Genomic DNA, 24,670 nt, shown 5'->3' on the forward strand with positions numbered 1-24,670 from the left:
GGGATCGCTGGGGGATTGAGGAATTGAAGCCCAGACGGATTCAGAAGCCAAAACGATTCCCTGCGGGAATCTCAGACCATGATCGTAAGAGCAGACCGTTGTGGCATGGCTGAGGCCATGCCGTTCCGTCTTCCGCAGTCCTCGGAGATGTGTTTAGCGGTCTTCGGCGAGGAGATTCCAACGGTATACGCCTAGAAAGTTCTCATTGGACGGGATGGGACGCCAGCGGGGATCGGGGTGGTGAATCAAGTCTGCCAATAGGACGCGGCGCATCTCCCCTTTTGTCCCGTTTACGGGGCCTGTGTGGTAGACGACCCACTCAGCGTGGGGGCCGGTGACGATCATCGAGTGAAATTGGGAGTCGTCTTCGAGGAGGCGGTAGAAGATGAGGTCGCCGGGGCGGGCTCGGGCGAGGTTGCGGCTTAGGAGGAAGCTGTTGGCGGCGACGAGGGTTTTGGCGTCGGCGAACTGGGCGAAGGTGCCGCTGGTGAGGTCGGACGGGGTGAAGGCGCCGGGGCGGGTGCGGAAGAGGCCGTTGCCCATGGGGGTGTTGGGGTAGGTCCACTGGAGGACGGAGGGGAGCGTGGGCATGTCGCGGCCGGCGTCGGCGTACCACTTGTCGTCGTGCGCACGGAGGGCTTCGCGGAGGCTGTAGCGGAGGAGGGCGGAGCAGTCGGAGATCTCGGCGGGGAGTTTGGCGGGTGGGAGGTCGGCGGCGCGGTCGGCTACGGCGGTGAACCAGCGGCGGAAGGCGTCGCGGTCCTCGGCGGTGTGCAGGGGGAACCAGTCGGGGAGGTTGGGGGCGGAGCGGCTGGGGGCTTGGTCGGGGGTGAAGGTCATGGGGAGGGTCTTGGTGGCTATGGCGAGGCGGAGGGTTCCCGGGGTGACGGGTGCGCGGACGAGGAGCTTTGTGTTGGGGCCGTCCTGTTGGAGGAGGGTGCGGGGGGGCGCGCTGAGGCTGGAGGTGTTGGGGAGGATGGCGGCGAGGTGCAGGCGTCCGTCGGCGGGCAGGGTGGTCGCGATGGGTTGGAGGACGACGGGGTGGGAGCAGCCTAGCAGGACGACGAGTGGGAGGAGGCGTTTCACAGGAGAAGAGTAAACGCCCCCGGGGGATTTTGTGGCGCCAGACAAGCTTCGCGCCGATGGTGCCTGTCGCGAAGGTGGGGCACCATCGGCTTGCTCTCCCTGCCTTGGGAGCTGGAGGCGGGATTCCCACATCGCAACTTCGAGATGCGGGGCACCCGGTTTTGTGGCGGCATCCCGATTGGAGCTCTTGAATCCCCGTTCAATGCAGATTCTTGCCGTTCGCTCCTCGGTGCTTCGTTCCGGCCTCTGGGAGGTAGATGATGAACGAGTTGTCACGATTCCGCGAATCCAACCTGGATTCCCCGGAATCCAAAGCAGGACTCAAGACATTTAGTTGGACAGATTTTCCTTACAGGAGCGAGACCCCCATGCCTAAGGCAGCGAAGTTCTTCGAAAAGACACTCACCTACGGTGCAAAAGCCGGTTGGGCCGTCTTCAGCAGGTTGAATTCGATCAACCCGAACGCGAGCTTTACGCCCAAGTGGAGCGACAAGCCCCTGCTCAAGAGCTACCAGAAAGAGAAGCCGCCCCTTGGCTGGCCGCGTACGACGGACTCTCTCTGCCCGAAATGCATCCCTGAGATTCGCCAGCAGATCGTGGACGGCAAGCTGCCCCACGAGATTCTTCTGAATGAGAAGGTCGGCGAGATCAAGGCGCAGATCATCGAGCGCGACGGCCAGATCCTGATGGTGAAGGACTGCCCGATCCATGGCCACTTCGAAGATGTCATGTCGATCGATCCGCCGATGATGAAGCACCTCGAGGATGTGTTCCCGGGCCGCGACATCAAGGCACACAACGATGAGAAGCTGCACAACCACGGAACGTCGACCGTGACGCACGGACGTGGATCGGTGCTGACGATCGATCTGACGAACCGCTGCAACATGATGTGCGATCCCTGCTTCATGGATGCGAACCAGGTTGGATTCGTCCACGAACTGACGTGGGACGAGATCAAGACCATGCTGGACAACGCGATCACCATCAAGCCGCGCCGCCAGATGTCGGTTCAGTTCTCGGGTGGCGAGCCCACGCTTTCGCCTTACTTCCTGGATGCCGTCGCGTATGCCCGCAAGGTGGGTTACAACTCGGTGCAGGCTGCGACCAACGGGATTGAGTTCGCGAAGTCGGCTGAGTTCGCGCGCGCCGCGGCTGAGGCCGGTCTGCGCTACGCGTATCTGCAGTTCGACGGTATCGGCAATGCCGCCAACTCGCATCGCAAGGTGGGCAACTCGTTCGATGTGAAGCTGCAGGCGATCCACAACCTGCACGCGGCCGGTGTGGATATCGTTCCCGTCACCTGTATCATCAACGGCATCAACAACGAGCAGGTTGGCCGCATCATCGAGTTCGCGCTCGACAACCCGAAGAAGATCAACTTCCTTTCGTTCCAGCCGGTGAGCTTCACGGGCCGCGATGAGGATGTGTCGGACGAGCGCCGCATGGCGCAGCGTTACACGCTTTCGCACCTTGCGCACGATGTGCGTTCGCAGACGGGCCTTGGCGAGAGCACGCGCGACTGGTTCCCGATCTCGTTCATGTCGACGTTCTCGGACTGGGCGGATCTGGTTCACGGACCGGATCACGACTGGGGCCAGCTCTCCTGCGGATGCCACCCGAACTGCGGTATCGGCATGGCGCTGATGATCGATAAGGAAACGAAGGAAGCTGTTCCCGTAACGGCGTTCCTGGATGCGGTGCAGCTTGCGAAGGACGTGGCTCGCGTGAACGATGCGGCCCGCGGCAAGTTCCTGTCGATCGTGGGTGTGTCGCTTGCGCTGCTGCGCAACTACGATCCCACGAAGGCTCCGACGCACTTCCGCATCATGGATCTGCTGCAGAAGTTCGACAAGTGCTTCGGCGCGACCGGCCGCAACTACGGCAAGGTCACGGGCGATCGTACGATGGCCGACATCGAGAAGCGCCGCGCGGATCGTTGGAACTTCCTGTTCATCGCAGGCATGTGGTTCCAGGATCTGTTCAACTACGATTTCCGCCGGACCGAGCAGTGCATCATCCCGTACGCGACGCAGGAGGGCGAGATCAGCTTCTGCGCGTACAACACGGGTGTGGGCTGGCGCAACATCATCGAGAAGATGCACATGACGTCGTCGCTCACCAAGTGGTACGAGGAGCACGGCCGCCACGAGATCTTCGCCGGTGGTAAGAAGGTCGGTCTCGATAAGCAGGACAAGTATGACCTGGTCCTGAACCAGGCGCACGTCGATGCAGCCGCCAACGATACGTTCGAGAAGTCCGGTATCGCGAAGAACGCCCGCGAGGAGAAGATCCGGGCGCGCGACGCGAAGATCAAGCAGGATGCCGAGAACGCGAAGATGGCCAAGCTGTACCGCAAGGAGATCCTCAAGGAACCCGACATGCCCGGCGGATTTGTCGCCATCGGCGAGATCGGCGGACTGGGTGGGATCAAGCCCGCGGCACCGGCACCGGCTTCGAACGTGGAAGTGGTCTCGAGCATTCCCGAGACGGTTTCGGGCGACTAAGCCTTCGACCGCGCTTTGCGCGGACGACTAAAAATCGCAACAACGACAAAGGCTCCCGGCGACGGGAGCCTTTGTCGTACACGATTGCCGGCTGGTCAGGGAGACTTTATGCTCGGGGCAGGGTTCGCATCGGGAAGCCCCTGGAGAAGCCATGCATCGTCTGAAGATTCTTCTGTTCCTTCCGCTGCTCGTGTGTGTCCATTCCGCATCTGCCCAGAAGAGCACGCCTGCTGACGATGGCAGCCTCCACACGCTTGGTGAAGAGCCGGAGCCGGGACCAAGGCGCGTTTCGCGGACGGAGAACCTGCTGCTGCATGGGGATTTCGACAAGCTGGAATCGATCGCTACGCGGCTGCGGACGGAGAAGACGCGGGCCCCGGGCGGTGCGTGGGTGCTGCATACGTTTTATGACCTGCTCAACCCCAAGGAGAACGACGAGCAGCTTCTGGCGGTGCGGCGGCAGCATCTGGAGGAGTGGATGAAGGCGAAGCCGGAATCCATTACCGCGCGGGTGGCGTTGGCCAACTTCTATACGAGCTATGCGTGGGTGGCGCGGGGTGGTGCGGAGTCGGATAAGGTGCCGGATTCGGCGTGGCCGCTGTTTACCGAGCGGGCGAAGAAGGCGGAGGGGATTCTTCACGACGCGCTTAAGCTCGACCAGAAGTGCCCGGAGTGGTATGCCGCGCTCCAGATCGTCGCGCTGGCCGAGGATTGGGAGAAGGATCGGGCGAAGAAGCTCTTTGAACAGGCGATCAGGTTCGAGCCGGACTACCCGTACTACTACGAGCGCTATGCCAACTACCTTCTGCCCAAGTGGGATGGGAGTGAGAAGGAGTCACTCGACTTCATCAAGAAGACGGCGGACCAGCGCGGCGGGGATGCAGGGGACATCCTCTACTTTCAGATCGCGACTGTGATGATCAGCCGGAGCAATGGCAAGTTCCATCCGGAGCTGGACTGGCCGCGTCTTCAGCGGGGGCATGCCGCGCTGGAGACTGCGTTTGGGGCTGCGCCGGGGGAGGAGAATCACTTCGCGCTGATGGCTTTCCGGTTCAAGGATGCCGCCGTAGCGAAGAAGGAGTTCGAGGCGATTGGCGATAAGTGGGCGCGGACGGTGTGGAAGACGCGGGGGGCTTTTGAAAAGGCTCGGGACTGGGCCACGGCAAATGGGCCGGGTTAGCTAGAAATCCACCAACTCCACGCCGCGCTTTTCGAAGTGTTTTTTATTCAGCGTGGCCACATGAAGACCATGCACCATCGCTGTTGCGGCGATCAAAGCGTTGGCTCACTCCGCCGTATGCGACGCCTTTCTCGGGGCAACGACCAGGCGAGCACTTCTGTCCGCTACGGCTGTATCGACGGGCAAAATGCGATCTGCGCACTGATTCGTGACAAAATCCTGGAACCAAATCCCAAGTGCGTCGCGGTTCGGGCCTGCCGGAGCGAGTTCGATTCCCTGACGAATCTCATGTCCGGAGGAATCGTCAGTCGCCGCTTCCGAAGTAGGACCAGCGGCGGACGGGGCCGACGTCGACGTGCACGAACTGGCTGACAGGGTAGTAGCCTACGCCGCCGAGGCCGAGCGAAAGGGCTGTGTCGCGCAGCTTTACGGTCGAGACGCCCGGGATGCGGATGTCGATCGCTTTGGACTGGATGTGCTGGCTGTTCTTCGCGACGCCGGTGTTGGAGCTGCGCGTTCTGAGGAAGGTGTTGCTCTGCGGGGTGCGGTAGCCGCAGACGATGTCGATCTCGCTGTCGGCACGTCCGAGTTTGGCAAGGATGTCGTGGAGGAGATCGAACTCCTTCGGGTCGTAGTGGCCTTCGTCGTTGGTGCGGTGGTCGCGCAGGAAGTAGTTCAATTTGGCCAGGCCGGAGGGCACATAGGTGCTGCCGATCTTGTAGACGACGTCGAGGTTCTCGCCAGTGTGGAGATGATGGAGCTTGAGGTGAAAATGCTGGCCCTTGAGGCCAAGAACGGAGGCATCGTCATCGTTCGCCCGTGCGGAGACGGTTGCGATGCAGAGCGTGAAAATAACTACCAGGGGCCCAAACCACTTACCACGCAAAATCTGCATCCATACTCCGAGGGACAGGCGTAAGTCATGCCCATACAATGAGATTGGTCGAATGAGATTTAGTAATCGCCATTCGCTCTTATGAGTCTAACCCAGACTTTCGTGAAGAGTTGGCCGAAGGGCGCGGTTCTTTGTAATCTTATTGTCGATTCCCACGTGCGCCCCTTATGACTGAATCTGCTACCCCTCCCTTCGGCGTCCCTCTCGATCCCATCCAACTGCGGGTTCTCGGCTCTTTGATCGAGAAGGAGATCACGACGCCGGAGCAGTATCCTTTGTCGCTGAATGCTCTGGTGAACGCGTGCAACCAGCGTTCGAGCCGGGACCCGGTGGTCGACCTGAGCGAGCGGGATGTGTTTGGTGCGCTGCAGTCTCTGGAGGATATGGGGCTGGTCAGCGCGATGCGCGACGCGCGTGTCGCCAAGTATGAACATCGGGCACGGACGGTGCTGAACCTGCGCCGGGACGAGACGGCCCTGATCTGCCTGCTTTTGCTGCGTGGCCCGCAGACGCCGGGTGAGCTTCGCTCGCGTGCCGACCGGTTGTATTCCTTCGACGATCTGACGGCGGTCCAGACGACGCTGGAGAGGCTGGCGAGCCGGTCACCGGCGCTCGATCCCGCAGCTCCCCCGGCGCGGACGACTGCGCTGACGATTCAGCTTCCACGCCAGCCCGGAGCGCGCGAGTCGCGGTATGCTCATCTGCTGGGCGAGGCGCCCTCGATGGCGGTTACGGCGGCGGTGTCGACCTCCAGCCCGGGAAGTCCGTCGCGGCTGGATCTGCTGGAGGCCGAGATCCATGCGCTGCGGGAACGTGTCGACGAACTGGCGGCACTTGTCGCGCAGCTACCACCGCGTTCGGGTCCCGACTCCTAATCCCTTGATCCACTACCCGTTGCAACCATGGAATCGATTTGTTCAGTCCCCTGTCAGAGCGTGATGCCTCGGCTTCGGTGAATCCGGAGACGGCCCCTTCCGTGCCCCGGCAGACCCACGGGAGTCTCACGCACGATCAGTTTTATGAGTTGCTCGACGCCTCTCCCGATTGCGTTGTCGCAGTGGACTTCAGCTACCGTTTCACCTATGCGAACCAGCCGGCGATCGATCTGCTCGGCGTTCCGAAGCTGATCGGGGAGAATATTTTTGAGCTTTTTCCCGGCAATCTTGTCGAGCCGTTTCACTCCACCTATCGCAATGCCCTGGAAAAGCGCATCGCAGGCAGCTTCGAGGCCTATTATCCGGCCCCGCTCGACTACTGGTTCAAGGTGACGGCCACGCCGGTCGAGGCCGGCATTCTCATCTTCTTCCACGATATCGGCGACCGCAAACGCGCGGAGCTGCATCGGGACTCCGTCTCCCGGCAACTCCAGGAGGTCTTCGAGGTCACGACGGATGCGATCGTGATGCTCGACCGCAACTACCGCTACACCTTCCTCAATCGACGCGCCTGCGAGCTTCTGCACCCGGAGAACGATCTGATCGGCAAGAGTGTCTGGGAGGAGTTTCCGGCGACCGCCGATCCGGCCAGCGACCACTGGATCAACTACCGCCGCACGATGGAAGAGCGCGTTGTCACTCAGTTCGACACCTATTATCCGGAGCCGCTTCGCCTTTTCCTGAATGTCGAATGCCGCCCCTCGGATGAAGGGATCATCATCTTCTTCCGCGACATCACGGAGCGGCGTCTTGCGGAGAGGGCTTTCCGCGACCAGCAGGAGATGCTGGCCACCGTCCAGCAGGCGGCCCGCGTCGCCACCTGGGACATGGACCTCCAGACCGGCATCGTCACGTACGGGCCGGGCTCTCACCCGGTCTATGGGCATCCGCTGGATGTCCTCACGCATCGCGAAGCCTTTCGCTCGATCGTCCTTCCAGCCCACCGCGAACGCGTGATTCAGGCAGTCGTCGCCTGCGCCCAGGGTGAGATCGCCACGGTCGACTACCAGGTCATCGCCGCAGACGGTTCGGCCATCTGGATCGAGAGCCGTGGACAGCGCATCGGCACCTCCGGCAAACGCATCGGCGGTGTTGCCATCGACATCACCGAACGCAAGCGCAGCGAAGAGGCGCTCGCAGCCAGTGAGGAGCGCTATCGCATCCTTGCGGATCTGAATCCGCAGGCGATCTGGATGGGTGATCCCGCCGGGAACATTACCTACGCGAACCAGGGCTTTCTGGACTACATCGGGCTGACGCTCGAAGAGCTGGGTGGCCTTGGCTGGCTGGAGGGCTTCCATCCGGACGACCGGGGTGCCGTCGTCGCTGCGTGGACGCATTCGGTCCAAACCGGCGAGGAGTACAACATCGAAGCGCGCATCTTCCGCGCCGGCGATGGCCACCCACGTCTCTGGTGGCTGCGCGGGTTGCCTGTCCGGGATGAGGCTGGGGCGATCCTGCACTGGCTCGGCGTGGCCATGGACATCGACGACATCCGCAGCTCCGCACAGGCGCTCGAGCGCAAGCAGAGGGAGACGGAGCGGCAGAGGGCTGAGCTGGAGACGATCTACCAGACGGCGGGCATCGGTCTGTCGCTCTTCTCGGCGGAAGACTTCCGCTTCCTGAGAATCAACGACCGGCAGGCGGAGATTATCGGCCTGCCGCCCGATCAGATCATCGGCCGGCCGCTCACGGAGCTTGCGCCGATCTCGCCGAACCTGGAAGACATCATCCGCACGGTCTCCGAGGGGAAGGCGGTTCGGGACCTGATTGTGGAGAGCGAGTTGCCGGCGCATCCGGGGGAGCATCGCGTCTTCAACGTGAGTTACACGCCGGTGTATGCGGCGGATGGATCGGTTCAGGCGATTACGGCATCTTCGCTCGACATCACGCACCAGAAGAGAGCCGAGGCGGCGCTGGTGCAGAGTGAGAAGCTGGCCGCGGTGGGCAGGCTGGCGAGTTCGATCTCGCACGAGATCAACAATCCGCTGGAGGCGATCACGAACCTGCTGTACCTGATCGCGCTCTCGGAGAATCTGCCGGAGGAGCTGAAGATCTACGTCCACATGGCGCAGTCGGAGCTCTCGCGGGTGTCGCAGATCGCAACGCAGACGCTGCGGTTCCACCGGCAGGCGGTGAAGCCCACGCTGGTGACGCCGGGCGAACTGGTCGATGCGGTGTTGAACCTTTACCAGGGGCGCCTGACGAATTCGGGCATCAAGGTGGATACTCGCTATGCCTCCACGACCCGTATTCTGTGTTTTGAAAACGATATTCGCCAGGTGCTGAACAACCTGATCGCGAATGCGATCGACGCGATGCGCAACGGGGGAAGGCTGATCGCGCGGGCGCACGACGTGCATGAACCAGCCACGGGCCGGGCCGGGGTGCGGATCACGATTGCCGATACCGGGCATGGCATGCCGCCGCAGGTGCTTGCGCGGGTGTTCGAGCCGTTCTATACGACGAAGGACCTGAACGGAACCGGGCTTGGGCTATGGATTTCGGCGGGGATCGTGGAGCGCCATCAAGGCACGCTGAGGGGTAAGAGCTCGGTCGATGCGAGGCACCATGGGACCGTCTTTTCGCTCTTCCTTCCGCACAATGAAACTCCGATGGAACACCCGAACGAACTGGACGCACCGCGGTATCGCTAGATGCGGCGTTACTTGACCAGAGCGTCGAAGACGCCGGTTTCGACTGTGCCGGAGTGTTTCATCTGGACGAAGATGCGGTAGCGTCCGGGGCTGGGAAAGCCGTAGGGGAAGCCAACCTCCGGGCCTACCGGAGCGGGCGACATGCCAGCCATGGCGTCCATGGTGCCGTTGGCGATGTCCATGGCGGGCATGGCAGCGGACCCGTCGGGATGGGTGTGGGCGAAGACGGTGCCGTCCGTTTTGACGAAGGCGGCGTGGCCGGCCATGCCGAGGTAGGGCTCCATGCTGTTGGCGGGTTGGCCGTCCGGGCCCAGCAGGCGGAAGCGGAAGACCTCGGCGGTGTTTGCGGTGAGCGATGCGGGGGCGTCCCAGACCATGGAGTAGCCGTCGGGGAGCTTGTAGGTGGTGCCCATCGCGCCGGCGGAGAGCGGGGCGGGCGTGGCCTCGGCGTCATCGGGCCCGAGATGCGCGGCGGGCAGGCCGGCGGGGATGGTGAGGGTGGTGACGACGGTCTCGGGAAAGCCGCTCTTGTGGACGATGTCTCCGAAGAGGCGGTAGGTGCCCGGGGGCATGGCCGGAAGTGCGATGCGGAAGTCGCCAGGGGCGGCCAGATCCGGATGCAGGTGGAAGGCGGCATCCATTTCGGGTTCGCGGATGGCGTAGAGGTGGATGAGCTTGCCGTGGTCGGGCAGGAGATCGTTCTTCGGGCGATCGACGGGCAGGCGCTCCTTCTCTTTCCTGGGGGCGATGCCCGCGAGCTGCAGGTCGAGGACGTCGCCGTTCAGGCTCGCCGTGGCCTTCATCGGCTGGTAGATGTTGCTGGCGTAGGCTACGGCGTTGCGGTCCCACCAGGCCCCGCCCAGCCAGACGATGGTGGAGAGCAGAATCAGCGCGCAGGCCATGGCGGCATAGCCCCAGCGGCGTCGCTTTGCGTCGGCGATGACTCCCGGGGCGAGTCTTGACTCGCGAACGGCGGCCCCGACGAGTCCGGTCATGGAGGCTACGAGGAAGAGGCCCATCAGGCCAAGCGCCCAGCCCATGCCGCGCTGCATCTTGAGCGTGGCGAGCGGGACGGCGGGGACGGGAATGGATGCGGTCTGGGGACCGGCAGCTCCGTCGACCGTGAAGCGCACCTGCCACGATCCGGGGGCCATGATCCAGACGCTGCCGGTGAAGAACGCGGGATCGACCTTGGATACGGCCATCGTATCGGCGGTGGGCGGATGCTTCGAGGCTTCGCCGGTGAGCGGTGTGGGCGTGATCTGCATAGCCGTTACGGCCGCGCCGGAGACGCGGACCTCCACGTCGGCGACGCCGGGGATGACCAGGGGTGGGCGGATGGTGACGAAGAGCTTGTAGGGGCCGGCGTCGATGGTCTCGAAGACATCCTTGGAGCCGACGTGGGCGCGGGCCGCGGGGACGATCAGGAGAAGGCAGAGCAGGGTTCGGAGGATGTTTCTCAACGCTGGACACCCCGCATCCAGCGCCCGAAGCGCAGGCCGAGATAGGTGCCGGCGGCTCCGTAGAGCGAGGCCCAGGCCAGGGCGACTGCCATGGTGGCGGGACCGGCTGGATTGAGCCACTGGCGCATGCGATCGACACCGTTCGAGGGCGAGTTGTAGTCGAAGTAGATGGTGCCGAAGAATCGGTTTTCGCTGGCCTTCGAGAGCAGGAAGCTGGCGAAGGGCCACTCGACGAGGAACATGACGACGGTGAAGAGGACGCCGGAGGCGAGTGCGATCTGCCAGAACTTCCAGGATTTTGTTCTCTGCCAGAGCAGATCGAGCGCGATGGCCGGGATGATAACGAGGATGGGGAACTTTGCCGGGACCAGGTGTGTGACCGGGAAGAAGACGGGGCCAAGCTTGGGAGCGGCCGGGAAGAGCGGGAAGATGAGGATCTCGGCCAGCGCGTAGGCGGTGTAGATGGAGGCCGTGATGGTGCAGGCCCAGCGTGCGCGCGACGATTGCGCCAGAAGGGCAAACATCACCGGCAGGAAGAGGGAGAGTGCGATGTAGGGTGTTGCGGAATGCAGCTTGACGTCCCAGGTGGTCTCGAGGAGGAAGAGCATCTGGCCGCAGATGGTGAGGCCGCCGATATAGAGGAAGAGATTCTGCAGCCTGCGGTGGGTGGGTGTCTCCACCTCGCCGGTGGCCTCGCGGTTCATCGCGGCCAGGATGAGGAACAGCACACCGATGCCGACCGCGCGGATGCCGAGGATGAGCAGTGTGTGGGGCGGGCTGATGATCTTGACGTCGACGCCGTAGGCGTTGTGCCAGAAGTTGTCGAAGGGGGCGGAGGTGAGCATGGCGATGCCGCCCCATGCCGCCAGAAAGGCTCCGAGCGGGGCGCGGAAGCCGAGGACGTTGACCGAGACGCGGCGCATCTCCTCGGAGTTCCCGAAGGTGGTGGCGAAGATGAGGTAGCTGCAGATGACCGCCGCGATGACTCCGCAGGCGTAGATCATGAGGTGTGGCGCGGTGAGGAAGGCGTCGCGTCCGATGGAGCGGTGCCAGGAGATATCCCAGTTGCCGCCGATCTGGGCGGAGGTGATGGCGATGACGCCCATGTAGATGTACCAGGGGACGCCTGCAGATCGCTCCATGGCGACGGGGCGGGCGGAGGGGGCGGAAAAGGGCTGCTGCTGCGCCATTCCTACGGTCGACATCGGTAAATACCTCAAAGAGCGGGACGTAGCGCTATCGTAAACCCGGCCCGGGGGCGACGCCGAAGAATTCAGAGTGGCTGTTCCGGATTTGGCTGGGGAGGAGGAGCATCGGGAGAGTGTGTCTGTGACGACGCGCACGTATATGAGTGTAGTTCGCTCACATTTTTGCATCCACTTACGCTCTGCTGCGTCTAAACTCTGACTAAGAGTTTTCAGGAGATCCGTATTATGGCGATTCGCTGGGACAGACTAACCGTAAAAGCCTCTGAGGCCGTGCAGGGTGCGGCGGCGCATGCGACCGACAACGGCAATCCGGAGGTGTTGCCGCTTCACCTGATGGCGGCACTGCTGGAGGACCGCGAGGGTGTCGTGGTGCCGGTGCTGGAGAAGATTGGTGTGCCGGTGCAGCAGTTGCTGGCCAGGGTGAACGCGGCGGTGGACAAGCTGCCGAAGGTGCAGGGCGGGGGACAGCCGGGGCTTGGACAGGCGGCGCAGAAGGTGATCGACCAGGCGTTCAAGGAGGCGGAATCGTTCAAGGACGAGTTTGTCTCGACGGAGCATTTTCTGCTGGCGCTGACGGAGCCCAAGCTGGCGAAGTCCGGCGGGGCCGCGGAGACGGTGGCGACGGCACTGGCGAGCTTTGGTGCGACGCATGACGCGATCTTGAAGGCGTTGACCGCGGTGCGCGGCTCGCAGCGGGTGACGGATCAGAATCCCGAGGGCAAGTTCCAGGCGCTGGAGAAGTACTCGAAGGATCTGACGGAGCTGGCGCGGCGGGGCAAGCTGGACCCGGTGATCGGCCGCGATGAGGAGATTCGCCGCGTGGTGCAGGTGCTTTCGCGGCGCACGAAGAACAACCCCGTTCTGATCGGTGAGCCGGGTGTCGGCAAGACGGCGATCGTCGAAGGCCTGGCGCGGAGGATCTTTTTGGGCGATGTGCCGGAGATTCTGCGGGATAAGCGCGTCGTGTCGCTCGATCTCGGCGCGATGATCGCGGGAGCAAAGTTCCGCGGTGAGTTCGAGGACCGCCTGAAGGCTGTTCTGAAGGAGATCGAGGAGTCGAACGGGGAGATCATTCTCTTCATCGATGAGTTGCATACGCTGGTTGGTGCGGGTGCGAGCGAGGGCTCGCTGGATGCTTCCAACATGCTGAAGCCGGCGCTGGCGCGTGGCGGTCTGCGGGCGATCGGCGCGACGACGCTGAACGAGTACCGGAAGTACATCGAGAAGGACGCAGCGCTGGAGCGGCGTTTCCAGATCGTCTACGTCGGCGAGCCGAACGTGGAGGATACGGTCGCGATTCTGCGTGGGTTGCGCGAGAAGTATGAGGCACACCATAAAGTCCGGATCAAGGATGCGGCGATTGTGGCGGCGGCTACGCTGTCGCACCGCTATATCTCGGACCGGTTTCTGCCGGACAAGGCGATCGACCTCGTGGATGAGGCGGCTGCTGCGTTGGCGATCCAGATTGGGTCGGTGCCGGTGGAGATCGACGACCTGGAGCGCAGGGCGACCTCGCTCGAGATCGAGAAGGCCGCGCTGAGCCGGGAGACCGACGCCAACAGCAAGGAGCGGGCGGAGATCGTCGAGAAGGAGCTCGCCGAGGTGCAGGAGGAGGTTGCCGGCCTGCGTGCCCGGTGGCAGACCGAGCGCGGCGCCATCGGCAAGATCGCGGAGTTGAAGGAGCAGTTGGAGGCTCTGCGGTTCCAGGCGACCGAGGAGACGCGCAAGGGCAACCTGCAGCGGGCGGCGGAGCTTCAGTATGGCGAGATTCCGCGGTTGGACGCTGAGCTTGCGGGATTGACGGCGTCGCAGGATGCGATCAACGCCGGGACGACGACGCGCATGCTGAAGGAAGAGGTCGACGAGGAGGATATCGCCGCGGTTGTGAGCAAGTGGACGGGGATTCCTGTGTCGAAGATGCTCGAGGGCGAGATGCAGAAGCTCGTCAACATGGAGACGCGTCTGCGGGAGCGTGTCGTCGGTCAGGACAAGGCGCTGGAGGTGGTGGCGAATGCCATTCGAAGGTCGCGTGCGGGTCTGTCCGATCCGAAGAGGCCGATCGGCAGCTTCATCTTCCTGGGACCGACGGGCGTGGGTAAGACGGAGACGGCCAGAGCGCTGGCGGAGTTCCTGTTCGACGATGAGGCTGCGATGGTGCGGATCGACATGTCGGAGTACATGGAGAAGCATGCGGTGGCGCGGCTGATTGGAGCGCCTCCGGGGTATGTCGGCTATGACGAAGGCGGGCAGTTGACCGAGGCGGTGCGTCGCAGGCCGTATGCGGTGGTGCTGTTCGACGAGATCGAGAAGGCGCATCCGGATGTGTTCAACGTGCTGCTGCAGGTGTTGGACGATGGCCGTCTGACGGACTCCAAGGGGCGCACGGTGGATTTCAAGAACACGGTGCTGATCATGACCTCGAACCTGGGTGCGGCGCAGTTGACGACGGCCTGGGCGGACAACGATGAGGGCTTTGAGGAAGCGACGACGCGCGTGATGGATACGCTCAAACAGCACTTCCGGCCGGAGTTCCTCAATCGTGTGGACGATATCGTGATCTTCCGCGCGCTGAGTGAGGGGCAGTTGACGCACATTATCGACCTCAGGCTCGCGGAGCTGCAGGGCATGTTGAACGACCGCAAGATCACGCTGGAACTGACGCCCGAGGCGAGGAGCGCGATCTTCAAGGCCGGCTACGACAAGGCGTATGGAGCGAGGCCGCTGAAGAGGGCCGTCCAACGGCTGGTGCAGGATAAGCTGGCGGTGAAGATCCTCGATGGGACGGTGCTGCATGGGGATACGGTGAAGATTACGACGGATTCCGATGGGGCTCTGGCGTTTGAAGTGGCTGGACGGGCGGAGTAAGCCCGAAATGGAAGCCCCATGCTGGACAGATGTTTGTCTGACATGGGGCTTTTCTTCTGACGGTCATACAATCGATGCAAGAGGTGACCTATGGCTTGGACAGGTTGCGATCTGGTCGAGAGTGTCGCGAGTGTGCAGCTTCCGCGATGCGAAGAGGGCATCCGCTCTCAGATCGAGGACTTCGAGACCGGTTTCGAGGGAGCCCGACAGCATAGAGCCTGATTATCGACCGCGCCGAGCCCCGCGTCCATGAGGAACGGCGTACAGACGCAAAATAGCGGGCATGGTAGGCTCGGGCTAGTACGCACAATCAGACTGGGGATTAAATGACATTGGCCTGCGAAGACGGCAAGCGTCTTCTGGATGCACGCGACAAGGCAATTGCGAAGACCCGTACCTACGAAGTGGGCATGCGGATGAACGCCGTTGTTACCAGCGAGTACAAGGCCATTCGGGCTGAATATGTCGAGGCCTGCACCAAGGTGCAGAAGCCGGCAGTGGCTTACAACGAGCATCTGGTGGCGTGTGTGACGTGCAGCGTCACGCCTCCGCGCGCGGCCGCTTCAGCCCGGGTGTAGTCCGCAGACACGCGATTTGCGTCAGACTTCCGTATACTCAGGAGTCGCGTGTCAAAAAAAGCAATCATCATCGGAGCCGGCCCGGCGGGCCTCACAGCGGCACTGGAACTCCTGCGTCGTACGGACATCAAGCCCGTGATCCTCGAGGCATCGGAGGAGATCGGCGGCATCTCGCGCACGATTCGCTACAAGGGCAACCGCATGGACATCGGCGGGCACCGCTTCTTTTCGAAGTCGGACCGCGTGATGCAGTGGTGGATCGATCTGATGCCGCCCGAGGTGGGTGCCACCGAGATCGCCTACCAGGGCAAGACGCGCATCGTGGAAGTGCCGGCGGTGCTCGAAGAGGAGCCGGTACTGCGTGGCGTTGGTCCGTTGCACAAGACGGATGAGGAAGAGGTTGCGCCGCACACGGAAGTGCTGCCTGCTCCAGAGCCGGTCGATCCCGACCTGGTGATGCTGATCCGTCCGCGCAAGAGCCGTATCTACTACCTGCGCAAGTTCTTCGACTACCCCATCAAGCTGACGGGCAATACGCTGAAGAATCTTGGCATCACGCGCACGGTGCGGGTCGGAGCGAGCTACATGACCTCGCGGGTGCGGCAGATTACGCCGGAGAAGAGCCTCGAAGACTTCCTCATCAACCGCTTCGGACGTGAGCTTTATCTGACCTTCTTCAAGAGCTACACGGAGAAGGTATGGGGCACGCCGTGCGACCAGATCTCGGCCGAGTGGGGTGCGCAGCGCATCAAGGGCCTCTCGCTGACGACCGCGGTGAAGCACTTTCTGACGACGCGCTTCGGCAAGCAGAAGCCCGCGAAGGATCTTGCGCAGAAGTCGACCGACACGTCGCTGATTGAGCGGTTCATGTATCCGAAGTTCGGCCCCGGGCAGCTCTGGGAGCATGTCGCCAACCTTATCGTGCAGATGGGTGGGGAGATCCACATGCGGCAGACGGTCGATCGTCTGCACGTCGCAGGCAAGCGCATCCTGGGCGTCGACACGATCGGCCCTGACGGCGCGCGCGCGACCTTCAAGGGCGATCTCTTCTTTTCGACGATGCCGATGAAGGAGCTGGTGCGTGCGCTCGACTGCGAGATTCCCACAGCCGTGAAGGAGGTCTCCGAGGGGCTGGAGTACCGCGACTTCATCACGGTGGGCATTCTCGCAAACCGGCTCTCCGTGACTGAGCCCGAGGGCGGCTTGTTGAAGGACACATGGATCTACATCCAGGAGCCGGACGTGCTGCTTGGACGTCTGCAGATCTTCAACAACTGGAGTCCGCATATGATCGCGGATCCCACGAAGGTCTGGCTCGGCCTGGAGTACTTCTGCTACGAGACCGATCCGCTGTGGTCGATGCCGGACGAGGAGCTGAAGGTGTTTGCGGCCTCGGAGCTGGAGAAGATCGGCATCCTGAAGACGGCAGAGGTGCTCGACGGTCATGTGGTGCGCGTGCCCAAGACATATCCCGCCTACTTCGGCACGTACAACCGCTTCGACGAACTGCGTGCCTTTACCGACTCGTTTGAGAACCTCTTTCTCGTGGGCCGCAACGGCATGCACAAGTACAACAACCAGGATCACTCGATGCTGACCGCGATGTCGGTGGTCGATGGCCTGGTCTCGGGACACGTCGAGAAGTCCGTGCTGTGGAGCATCAATACCGAGCAGGAGTATCACGAGGAGAAGGACAAAGGATGAGAAAGTTTTTCGCGCTTCTTCTGGTGCTCTTCGTGGTGGGTCTGTATGTGTATCACCAGAGGCTTTTTCTGCGCGATCCGCTTGGCTCGATGTCTGTCGACGGAGCACCGGTTGCGGGCGCGCACGTCTACATCAACTACTCGAACGATGTGCTTGTACTGCGGGATGGCGAACAGCCGCTGATCGTGCAGAACTGGGACCACACGCCGGGCAGCACGAAGGCGCTGCCCTGCGTTCGGTGGACGGCATGTGTGACCGAGGCGGACCAGGCACCAAAGTTTGCCGTAGGGGTGAAGCCGGAGAAGGTAACGATGACAAACCGTGAGGTCAGCTATGCCGACGAGCAGGGCAAACCGGTGCGGATTGTCATTCGCTAAGATCCTTCCGGGCAGGCAACGGGTTGAGCAGGGGTAAACGTTGTGGCCGCGAAGCCGAAGGGGCTCTTGCGGCCTTCGATTTCCATGGCGTCTCCGGCGTGCGCTGCGCGAAGCGGACAGGCGTCATGGCCGCTCCCGAGAAGATAGGGCTCCCCGGAGATGAAGTGCCGTTTGCGCCGCTCGCCGGCGAACATGACGTCGACCCAGTCGCCATGCGTCTGCCTTGACCGGCCTGCGTGCTGGTAGCCGCTGGCCACGACCGTTGCCTGTTTGGTCATGGTCGTACCGGGCATGCGGTAAAGGGCCCCCCAGACGACGGAGTGGCTGTAGAACGGGCTGAGGAGGGCGAGGAAGAGGCTGGTCTGAAACACGCCGCCCTGTCTGCCGGAGAGGCGATCGAACAGACCCCCAAGAAGGCGCCCAACACCAAGCACCATGACGGCAACAAAGAGACCCTGAACGATGTAGGTGAGGGCTGTGGGAGAGTAGAGCCCCTGGACGTCCTCCAGCGGGCCCCATGCGAGCCCGAGGAATCCGATGGTTGCCGCGATGGCGATGGTGCTCTGGAGCGCGAGCCAGAATGCCGGGGCCTTGCCGGCGGCTTTCAACACAATCGTCAGGATGAGGTTGGCCACGACGAAGATGCCGGCCAGGTAGAGGCAGAGTTGGAGGAAGCTCAACGGGTCACCATGCGGTATTTGGATGCGTCCCGGGGAGCTTTAGAATGCCTTGCTCAAGCCCATCGCCTTGGCGGCTGCGTCCAGCTTGGCCTGCGAATTGAAGAAGAGATGGTTCGGGTTCGTTCCGGGGAAGTAGCGGATCGTAATCTCGGTGTCGTCGACCGAGTCTTCCTTGCCGTCGGTGATGGCGTAGCCGAGATTTTGCACCAGCGCCAGCGATCCTTCGCAGCCGGACGGATTGCCCTCGTCGCCGACGATTGCGTAGACGCTCTTTTTGGTGCGGGAGCTGTAGACTGCAACGAAATCGCCGAGTTTCACATGGTGCCTGCGTCCGAAATCGCCGAGCACGACATAGTTGATCTTGGCGGCGTTCACGTAGCGCCTGGGGTTGGTCTCATCGTCGACCGACCGGTCGTAGAAGCCCGTGGTCGAGATGTAATAGCCGGGATAAGGATCGTTCGGGCCCTGGAGGACAGGCTTGCGGCTATGCTTTTCAGTGAGATAGCCCACAACCTTGCCCGACAGCTTCGCGCCTTCATGAGCATTCTTTTCGAAATCGAGCGCCTTCCTGCCCGGCGGGCCATAGGCGTTGGGCGCGCCGTCGACGTCGACGTGCAGGAAAGCCCGCATCTCGACCCCTGGATGCGCTGTCTGTTGCTGTGCCTGTGCCATCGACAAACCTCCGGCTAACAGAAGCGCCATCCCACGAAATCGATTGAGCATTCTCATCCCGTCTGTAACCAAGGCTACCGTCTCGCACTCTAAGAGACGAGTCCCGACCCCACAAAGGCTCTCCCGGGAGGGAATTAACTTGCCATCCCCCGTCTCATCCTGTCAGTCTGACGCTCATATGGCTGATCTTGCGGAAGTTGAAGCCACGCCGACGATCCGTCTGGAGTTGAAGCATCCCCGCGCCATCCGCTGGATGCACTGGATCAACTTCCCTGTGTTGTTCACGATGATCTGGTCGGGGATGCTGATCTACTGGGGCGACTCGGACAATCTCTACCATCACCCGCACCGCATCTACCGGATCGGCATCGGCTCCATCACGCTCTTCCGCTTCTGGCCGGAGTGGGTGTACCGCTGGCTCAACGCGCCCTACCGCATCACAAACGGCCTGGGATACCACTTTTTCTTCATGTGGATCTTCGCGCTGAACGGCCTGGTGTATGTGCTTTACCTGGCATTTTCAGGCGAGTGGCGGTTTCTGGTGCCGACGATGAAGTCCTGGCGCGAGGCCATCCACGTGACGCTGTACGACCTTCACCTGACGAAGGTGCATCCGCCGGTGCGGAAGTTCAATGCGGCCCAGAAGATCGCCTACACGAGCATCATTGTGATGGGATTCGGCTCTCTGTGCACTGGTCTCGCCATCTACAAGCCTACCCAGGCGCACTATCTCACCAGCTTGCTGGGCGGGTATGAGATGGCACGTTGGGAGCACTTTTTCCTCACCATCGGTTTCATGGGCTTCTTCCTGCTGCACGTCGGGCAGGTCATCAAGACGGGCTGGAACAACTTTCGCGGCATGGTGACGGGATACGAGATCCGCCCCGTGGACGAAAAGCCCTACAGCGAAGAAACGAGAGATGCATGAGCGAGCTTGAAGATCCTAACGCCGACCCGAACGAGCCCGTGCTGCCCGAGGCCGCCGGCCCCCGAGCCGGAGAAGATTCCGAGCCGGAGCCGAGCGCGTTCGAGGCAATCGCACCGGCAGGAACCGACCCCGTGGACGAGGCTCCGGTTGAACCCACGCAGGGCGAAGAGAGGCCCGCGGTGGATCCCGACGCGGCGATCCGCGCTCGCTCGGCCTCGATGACCCGACGCAGCCTGATGGTGGGGGCGGCGGCCGCTGCGGCAGGCTACGCGGGGTATCGCTGGATTGACCGTAGCCCCTCCGTGGGGCGGCAGGAACTGCCCCTGCGCAAGGCCTTTCAGGCCGACGCGAAGGTGGCGCGGGCGGTCTTCAACGAGCGCGGCCTCGCGCCCACGTATCACGTCAAGGATTCCGTCGATCTTCGCTTCAATGGGCCGTACGGCCTACGCGACGAACTCGACGTGAGCACATGGCGGCTACAGATGGCTGGCGTCGCGAACCCGGAAAGGTTTCCGCAGTTCCAGAAGGACATCACGACGTGGAACTACGTGACCACGCCGCGGTATATCGGGGGAACTCCGGTGGAGTCCGATGCAAAAGGCCCCGCAACGCCGCGCAAGGCCGAGTGGACCCGCGCCAAAGACTCCTTCGGCAACCCGATGAGGGGACAGGAGGAGGCGGGCGAGAGCGAGACCAGCTTCGACGACGCGACGCCTGGTCTCTCCCTGACGATGGACGACATCCTGAAGCTGCCCCGGCATGAGCTGGTGACGGAGTTCAAGTGCATCGAAGGCTGGAGCGAGATCGTCCACTGGGCCGGCGTGCGGTTGGTCGATCTGCTCGATCTTTATCCACCGGCGAAGGTGAATGGACGCGACCCGAAGTTCGTCTACATGGAGACGCCGTACGGCGACTATTACTGCGGATACGACCTCAGCGCGTGCCGGCATCCGCAGTCGTTGCTCGTGACCGAAATGGCAGGGAAGCCGCTGACGCAGCTTCATGGCGCGCCTCTGCGTCTGCATATGCCCATCAAATACGGGTACAAGCAGATCAAGCGGATCGGGCTGATCGCTTATACAGACCAGAGGCCGGACGACTACTGGACCAAGCTTGGCTACGACTGGTACGCAGGGCTGTAAAGCGCCTTGCGTATCAGTCGGTCATTTATACCGGTCCTGGCGCGATCCAGCCGTGCGGGCCTTCCGTTGCTCGGCGAGGAATCCGGCAGGACTAGAGCATTTGCAGGCCGCAGAGTTCTTCGCATACCTTCCACAGGTGGGCCGCCGCGGCCTCGTCGCGGGCCTGCGGAGCGACCTTCGCGGGACCGACGTCGCCTCCGCGCATCTCCTGGAAGCCCTGCGGACCGTAGTATCCTCCCGGCTTGGCTTCGGGAGCTGTCGCTGCATAGAGCGTCGGCAGAGCCCCGGAAGGTTGCGAGTTCAGGAAGTTGTCGAAGAGAACGCCCATGAAGCGGCGCGCTGCGCTGATGAGAGTGCCGTGTTCGGGGCTGTGGAAGAGGTTGGTGTTCGCCACGCCGGGGTGCGCAGCGATGCTCTCAATGGCCGATCCGGCGAGCTTCAGGCGGCGTTGCAACTCGAAGGCGAACATCAGGTCCGCGAGCTTCGACTGCTGGTAGGCGCGCATGGGGTTGTACCTGGCGGTGGACTGGAGATCGTTGAAGTCCAGCTTGCCGCTCTTGTGCGCGATCGAGGCCAGCGTGACGACGCGGGCTGCGGGCGTCAGCGAAGGCAGAAGCAACGCCGTCAGGGCGAAGTGGCCGACGACGTTCGTGCCGAACTGCAGCTCCATGCCATCCAGCGTCTCCTTCCGCTTCGGCGGAGCCATGACACCGGCGTTGTTGATCAGCAGATCGAGCGGGATGTCGGTCTGCGTGGTCGCGAAGGCGCGTACGGAGGCAAGGGAGGCAAGATCGAGCGAGGACTTCTCGAGCTTGGCGCCGGGAACCTCCTTCAGGATGCGCGCGGCGGCTTCGGCAGCCTTCCTTGGGTCGCGGGAGGCTAACACGACGGTGGCTCCGTGACGCGCCAGTTCAAGCGCCGTATAGAAGCCGATACCACTGTTTGCGCCGGTAACGAGGGCGCGTTTGCCGGTCTGGTCGGGGATGTCGTTCGTAGTCCATTTCAGAGAGGCCATACGTCTAGGATGCACGACTGAGCACCGGGACTCCGAATCTGGCGTGCGGTTCGGTGATAATGACGTATGGGTTTGTTCAAGAAGAAGCTGAAACAGGAACACAAGGTGATGCTGCAGCACGAGCGTGCTGCCGGTTCGCTGTTGCCGGAGTACCACAGGGCTACGCCCGAGTGCCCGCATCCGGAGCGCTGGTCGATGATCGACTCCATGACCGCCGAGGTCGAGGTGCTGGAGTTTCTTGCCACGCTGGTGACGACGATCAAGCCGGAGCTGGTGGTCGAGACGGGCTCGTTCCTGGGCGTTTCTACCGAGTGGATTGCGCGCGGCATGCAGCGCAACGGCTTCGGCAAGGTGATCAGTTGTGAGTTCGACCCGGTCGTCTACGAGAAGGCGAAGGCGCGGCTGGCGGGCTCGGAGCTGCTGCCGTGGATGGAGTTTCGGAACGAATCATCGCTGGAGATGAAGGTGGAAGGTACGATCGATCTGCTGTTTTCAGACTCCGATACGCCGATCCGCGAGGCCGAGGTAAAGCGGTTTCTGCCGCAGATGAAGCCGACCGGGGTGATCCTGATGCATGATGCGTCGTCGCATATGCGCGTGGTGCGGGATGCGGCGTTGAAGATGGAAGACGAGGGCTTGATCTCGGTGGTGCTGTTGCCAACACCGCGCGGTCTGGTCATCGCCCAGCCAAGAGCAGGCCGAACCTAGTCCCAAGCAACGCAAGGATCAATATGTTCTGATCCGGCAACACCGGCATGAGAGTCACGCTGTAACCGCCCTGTGCGGAGCAGGCCTGTCCGGCAGGATCGTTTTATGCAATTGGAATCGGTGCTGGGCGGTTGCGGATTGCGGCCTCAATGCCCGAGTTGACCTCGGCGTGGGCGAACTCGGCAGCGACGCGGATGCCGTTCATGATGGCACGCTCGTTCGACGAGCCATGCCCCACGATGCAGACTCCCTGTACGCCGAGCAAAGGCGCTCCACCGTACTCGGAGTAGTCCAGGCTTTTCTTGAACTCGGCGAAGGCTCTGCGGGAGAGCAGGGCACCGACTTGGGACGTGACCGTCGACTTCAAGGACTGGCGAAGGCTGACGCTCACCAGCTTAGCCACGCCTTCGCAGGTCTTGAGTGCGACATTGCCAACGAAGCCGTCGCAGACTGCTACATCGCAGTGCGCGTTGAAGAGGTCTCGCCCCTCGACGTTGCCGATGAAGTTCAGCACGGGGACCTGACGGAGCAGAGGAAGCGTGTCGCGCGTGAGCGCGTTGCCCTTCGAGTCCTCTTCGCCGATCGAGAGCAGGCCGACGCGAGGGTTGTGGAAATGCAGCACGTTTTTCGCGTACATGTGTCCCATGATGGCGAACTGCACGAGATTTTCTGGGTCCGAATCGACGTTGGCGCCGACATCGAGCAGCAGCGAAGGGTTGCCGGTTACGGTCGGCAGGATCGTCGCGAGTGCGGGCCGATGAACACCCGAGAGCATGCCGAGCACCATCTTGGCCGTAGCCATGGCGGCGCCGGTATTGCCGGCGGTAAAGAAGCCCGCAGCCTTGCCCTCGCGGACCAGCTTGAGGCCGACACGCATGGAGGAGTCGCGCTTGGCGCGCACGGCCTGTGCGGCCTTGTCGTCCATGCTGATCCACTCGGAGGCATGCACGATCTCAATGGGCAGCTTCTGCCCACGGAGCGCCGTCTTGAGCGCCGGCCCAATAATATGTTCAGGTCCAACGAGATGGACGCGCACGTCAAGCTGACGGCACGCCAGAATGGCCCCGCGAATCTCGGATTCGGGGGCCTTATCGGAACCCATTGCATCGACTACGATATCTGTCGGCATCTATCCCGTCGAAGTGCCTGGTAATGAAACAGCTTAGCTGGCCTGCTTGACTGCCAGGACGGAACGTCCCTTGTACTCGCCGCACTTGGGGCATGCGCGATGCGAGAGCTTGCGCTCGCCGCAGTTGGGGCAGAGAGCCGGGTTCTCAGGGGTGAGGAAGTCGTGGGCGCGGCGGAGGGCGGTGCGGCGCTTGGAATGGCGGCGCTTCGGGTTAGGCATGGTAGTTCCTTTCGAAGTACCCAAGGGCCGCTCAGCGGATGGCTTGGGCGAAACTTAGTGGTCTAGGACTGGATCCGGCCGGCCAGGCCTGCAAGCGCATTCCATCTGGGGTCGACTGCTGTCGACTCGCAGTTGCAGGAAGCTGAGTTCAGATTCTGGCCACAGCGCGGGCAAAGCCCTTTACAGTCCGGTGTGCAGAGGGTTCGGGCTGGCAGGGAGAGAAGCACCTGTTCGCGCACGACGTCCTCCAGCAGAAGACCGCTCTCGTCATAATACCCTATTTCGGTCTCATCTTCCGTAATGGCTCGCTCGCCGGCTTCGGCGTCGGCGTCCTGCGGTCGAAAGATGAGGTCGAAGGAGCCTTCGAGCGGAAACGGGACGGGTTCCACGCAGCGAGCGCAGAGGACTTCCAGGTTCCCCGTGTAGCTGGCTCGGAGGCGGATGTCGTTGACGACATCGTTGTGTCCCCGGTTTTCGAGGAGGAGATCGGCGCGCCCGGTAACGGGCAGAGGCCCAATCTGCTGAACGTCGGGGGCGTAGTCGAGCACGCCGGGGGCGATATTTTCGGCGAACTCTAACGGTTCGTGTTCGAGTTGCAGGGGCGTAATGAGCATGGGTTCAGGTCCGTACTTTCTGTTCCAAGGGTAGGACTGTTTGGGGTGGGGGTCAATGTTTGACCGCGACACCCCGAGTGGCATCACGAGACGGGAAGTTTGGTCACC

The 24,670-nt window shown here is 62.4% G+C and carries 21 protein-coding genes; 11 read left to right on the plus strand and 10 right to left on the minus strand.

Features of this window, described 5'->3' with window-relative positions; translation table 11 throughout:
- Window positions 1-153: 153 nt before the first annotated feature.
- Window positions 154-1,086, minus strand: a complete 933-nt coding sequence (locus BM400_RS05130; protein ID WP_175528875.1) for a DUF1175 family protein — start codon at window positions 1,084-1,086, stop codon at window positions 154-156.
- Window positions 1,087-1,454: 368 nt separating this feature from the next.
- Between BM400_RS05130 and BM400_RS05135 the strand changes: the two genes are divergently transcribed.
- Together BM400_RS05135 and BM400_RS05140 are read left to right on the plus strand one after the other, a co-directional pair.
- Window positions 1,455-3,593, plus strand: coding sequence for a radical SAM protein (locus tag BM400_RS05135; RefSeq protein WP_089837246.1), 2,139 nt, complete (start codon window positions 1,455-1,457; stop codon window positions 3,591-3,593).
- 151 nt (window positions 3,594-3,744) lie between these two features.
- A complete protein-coding gene (locus BM400_RS05140) occupies window positions 3,745-4,773 on the plus strand; it encodes a DUF4034 domain-containing protein (RefSeq protein WP_089837248.1) in 1,029 nt (342 codons plus the stop codon).
- A 304-nt stretch (window positions 4,774-5,077) separates the two neighbouring features.
- Here BM400_RS05140 and BM400_RS05145 read toward each other — a convergent pair whose 3' ends face one another.
- The gene (locus BM400_RS05145) at window positions 5,078-5,668 is read right to left on the minus strand and encodes a YcbK family protein (protein WP_089837255.1); all 591 of its coding nucleotides are present in this window, start codon (window positions 5,666-5,668) and stop codon (window positions 5,078-5,080) included.
- A 167-nt stretch (window positions 5,669-5,835) separates the two neighbouring features.
- On the opposite strand from BM400_RS05145, the gene BM400_RS05150 reads away from it, so the two are divergent.
- Window positions 5,836-6,543: a YceH family protein gene (locus BM400_RS05150; protein WP_089837257.1), complete on the plus strand. Its 708-nt coding sequence runs from the start codon at window positions 5,836-5,838 to the stop codon at window positions 6,541-6,543.
- Window positions 6,544-6,644: 101 nt separating this feature from the next.
- The gene (locus tag BM400_RS05155) at window positions 6,645-9,260 is read left to right on the plus strand and encodes a PAS domain-containing protein (protein ID WP_141223813.1); all 2,616 of its coding nucleotides are present in this window, start codon (window positions 6,645-6,647) and stop codon (window positions 9,258-9,260) included.
- Window positions 9,261-9,268: 8 nt separating this feature from the next.
- On the opposite strand, the gene BM400_RS05160 is transcribed toward BM400_RS05155, so the two are convergent.
- A complete protein-coding gene (locus tag BM400_RS05160) occupies window positions 9,269-10,723 on the minus strand; it encodes a hypothetical protein (protein WP_089837261.1) in 1,455 nt (484 codons plus the stop codon).
- Window positions 10,720-11,928 (minus strand): hypothetical protein, encoded by a 1,209-nt coding sequence (locus BM400_RS05165; RefSeq protein WP_175528876.1) that lies wholly within the window; start codon window positions 11,926-11,928, stop codon window positions 10,720-10,722. Before BM400_RS05165 ends, BM400_RS05160 begins: the two co-directional genes overlap by 4 nt.
- Before the next feature lie 228 nt (window positions 11,929-12,156).
- Here BM400_RS05165 and clpB point away from each other — a divergent pair, with 228 nt between their 5' ends.
- The 4 genes from clpB (at window position 12,157) to BM400_RS05185 (ending at window position 17,455) form a co-directional block, all read left to right on the plus strand.
- Complete coding sequence (gene clpB / locus BM400_RS05170) at window positions 12,157-14,796, plus strand: ATP-dependent chaperone ClpB (RefSeq protein WP_089837262.1); 2,640 nt, start codon at window positions 12,157-12,159, stop codon at window positions 14,794-14,796.
- Window positions 14,797-15,122: 326 nt separating this feature from the next.
- Window positions 15,123-15,374 (plus strand): hypothetical protein, encoded by a 252-nt coding sequence (locus tag BM400_RS05175; protein WP_089837264.1) that lies wholly within the window; start codon window positions 15,123-15,125, stop codon window positions 15,372-15,374.
- 48 nt (window positions 15,375-15,422) lie between these two features.
- Entirely contained in the window at window positions 15,423-17,078 is a 1,656-nt protein-coding gene (locus BM400_RS05180) for an NAD(P)/FAD-dependent oxidoreductase (protein WP_089837266.1), read from the plus strand.
- Window positions 17,075-17,455, plus strand: a complete 381-nt coding sequence (locus BM400_RS05185) for a hypothetical protein (protein WP_089837268.1) — start codon at window positions 17,075-17,077, stop codon at window positions 17,453-17,455. Before BM400_RS05180 ends, BM400_RS05185 begins: the two co-directional genes overlap by 4 nt.
- Here the strand turns inward: BM400_RS05185 and BM400_RS05190 are convergent.
- Together BM400_RS05190 and BM400_RS05195 are read right to left on the minus strand one after the other, a co-directional pair.
- Window positions 17,452-18,135 (minus strand): hypothetical protein, encoded by a 684-nt coding sequence (locus BM400_RS05190; protein ID WP_089837270.1) that lies wholly within the window; start codon window positions 18,133-18,135, stop codon window positions 17,452-17,454. The two genes, BM400_RS05185 and BM400_RS05190, sit on opposite strands and share 4 nt — an antisense overlap.
- 39 nt (window positions 18,136-18,174) lie before the next feature.
- On the minus strand, window positions 18,175-18,807 hold the full coding sequence (locus tag BM400_RS05195; RefSeq protein WP_245781692.1) for a glycoside hydrolase family 75 protein: 633 nt from the start codon (window positions 18,805-18,807) through the stop codon (window positions 18,175-18,177).
- 178 nt (window positions 18,808-18,985) lie between these two features.
- Between BM400_RS05195 and BM400_RS05200 the strand changes: the two genes are divergently transcribed.
- Window positions 18,986-19,735, plus strand: coding sequence for a cytochrome b/b6 domain-containing protein (locus tag BM400_RS05200; protein WP_089837273.1), 750 nt, complete (start codon window positions 18,986-18,988; stop codon window positions 19,733-19,735).
- Window positions 19,732-20,877: a molybdopterin-dependent oxidoreductase gene (locus BM400_RS05205; protein WP_245781693.1), complete on the plus strand. Its 1,146-nt coding sequence runs from the start codon at window positions 19,732-19,734 to the stop codon at window positions 20,875-20,877. Before BM400_RS05200 ends, BM400_RS05205 begins: the two co-directional genes overlap by 4 nt.
- A gap of 91 nt (window positions 20,878-20,968) precedes the next feature.
- On the opposite strand, the gene BM400_RS05210 is transcribed toward BM400_RS05205, so the two are convergent.
- Entirely contained in the window at window positions 20,969-21,892 is a 924-nt protein-coding gene (locus BM400_RS05210) for an oxidoreductase (RefSeq protein ID WP_089837275.1), read from the minus strand.
- A 66-nt stretch (window positions 21,893-21,958) separates the two neighbouring features.
- Here BM400_RS05210 and BM400_RS05215 point away from each other — a divergent pair, with 66 nt between their 5' ends.
- Window positions 21,959-22,600, plus strand: a complete 642-nt coding sequence (locus tag BM400_RS05215) for an O-methyltransferase (RefSeq protein ID WP_089837277.1) — start codon at window positions 21,959-21,961, stop codon at window positions 22,598-22,600.
- 103 nt (window positions 22,601-22,703) lie between these two features.
- Here BM400_RS05215 and plsX read toward each other — a convergent pair whose 3' ends face one another.
- The 3 genes from plsX to BM400_RS05230 form a co-directional block, all read right to left on the minus strand.
- Window positions 22,704-23,729, minus strand: a complete 1,026-nt coding sequence (plsX, locus tag BM400_RS05220) for a phosphate acyltransferase PlsX (RefSeq protein ID WP_089837279.1) — start codon at window positions 23,727-23,729, stop codon at window positions 22,704-22,706.
- A gap of 33 nt (window positions 23,730-23,762) precedes the next feature.
- Complete coding sequence (gene rpmF, locus BM400_RS05225; protein WP_089837282.1) at window positions 23,763-23,948, minus strand: 50S ribosomal protein L32; 186 nt, start codon at window positions 23,946-23,948, stop codon at window positions 23,763-23,765.
- A 62-nt stretch (window positions 23,949-24,010) separates the two neighbouring features.
- Window positions 24,011-24,562, minus strand: coding sequence for a YceD family protein (locus tag BM400_RS05230; protein WP_089837284.1), 552 nt, complete (start codon window positions 24,560-24,562; stop codon window positions 24,011-24,013).
- Between the last annotated feature and the right edge of the window lie 108 nt (window positions 24,563-24,670).

This window comes from Granulicella pectinivorans, assembly GCF_900114625.1.
Taxonomy (GTDB): domain Bacteria; phylum Acidobacteriota; class Terriglobia; order Terriglobales; family Acidobacteriaceae; genus Edaphobacter; species Edaphobacter pectinivorans.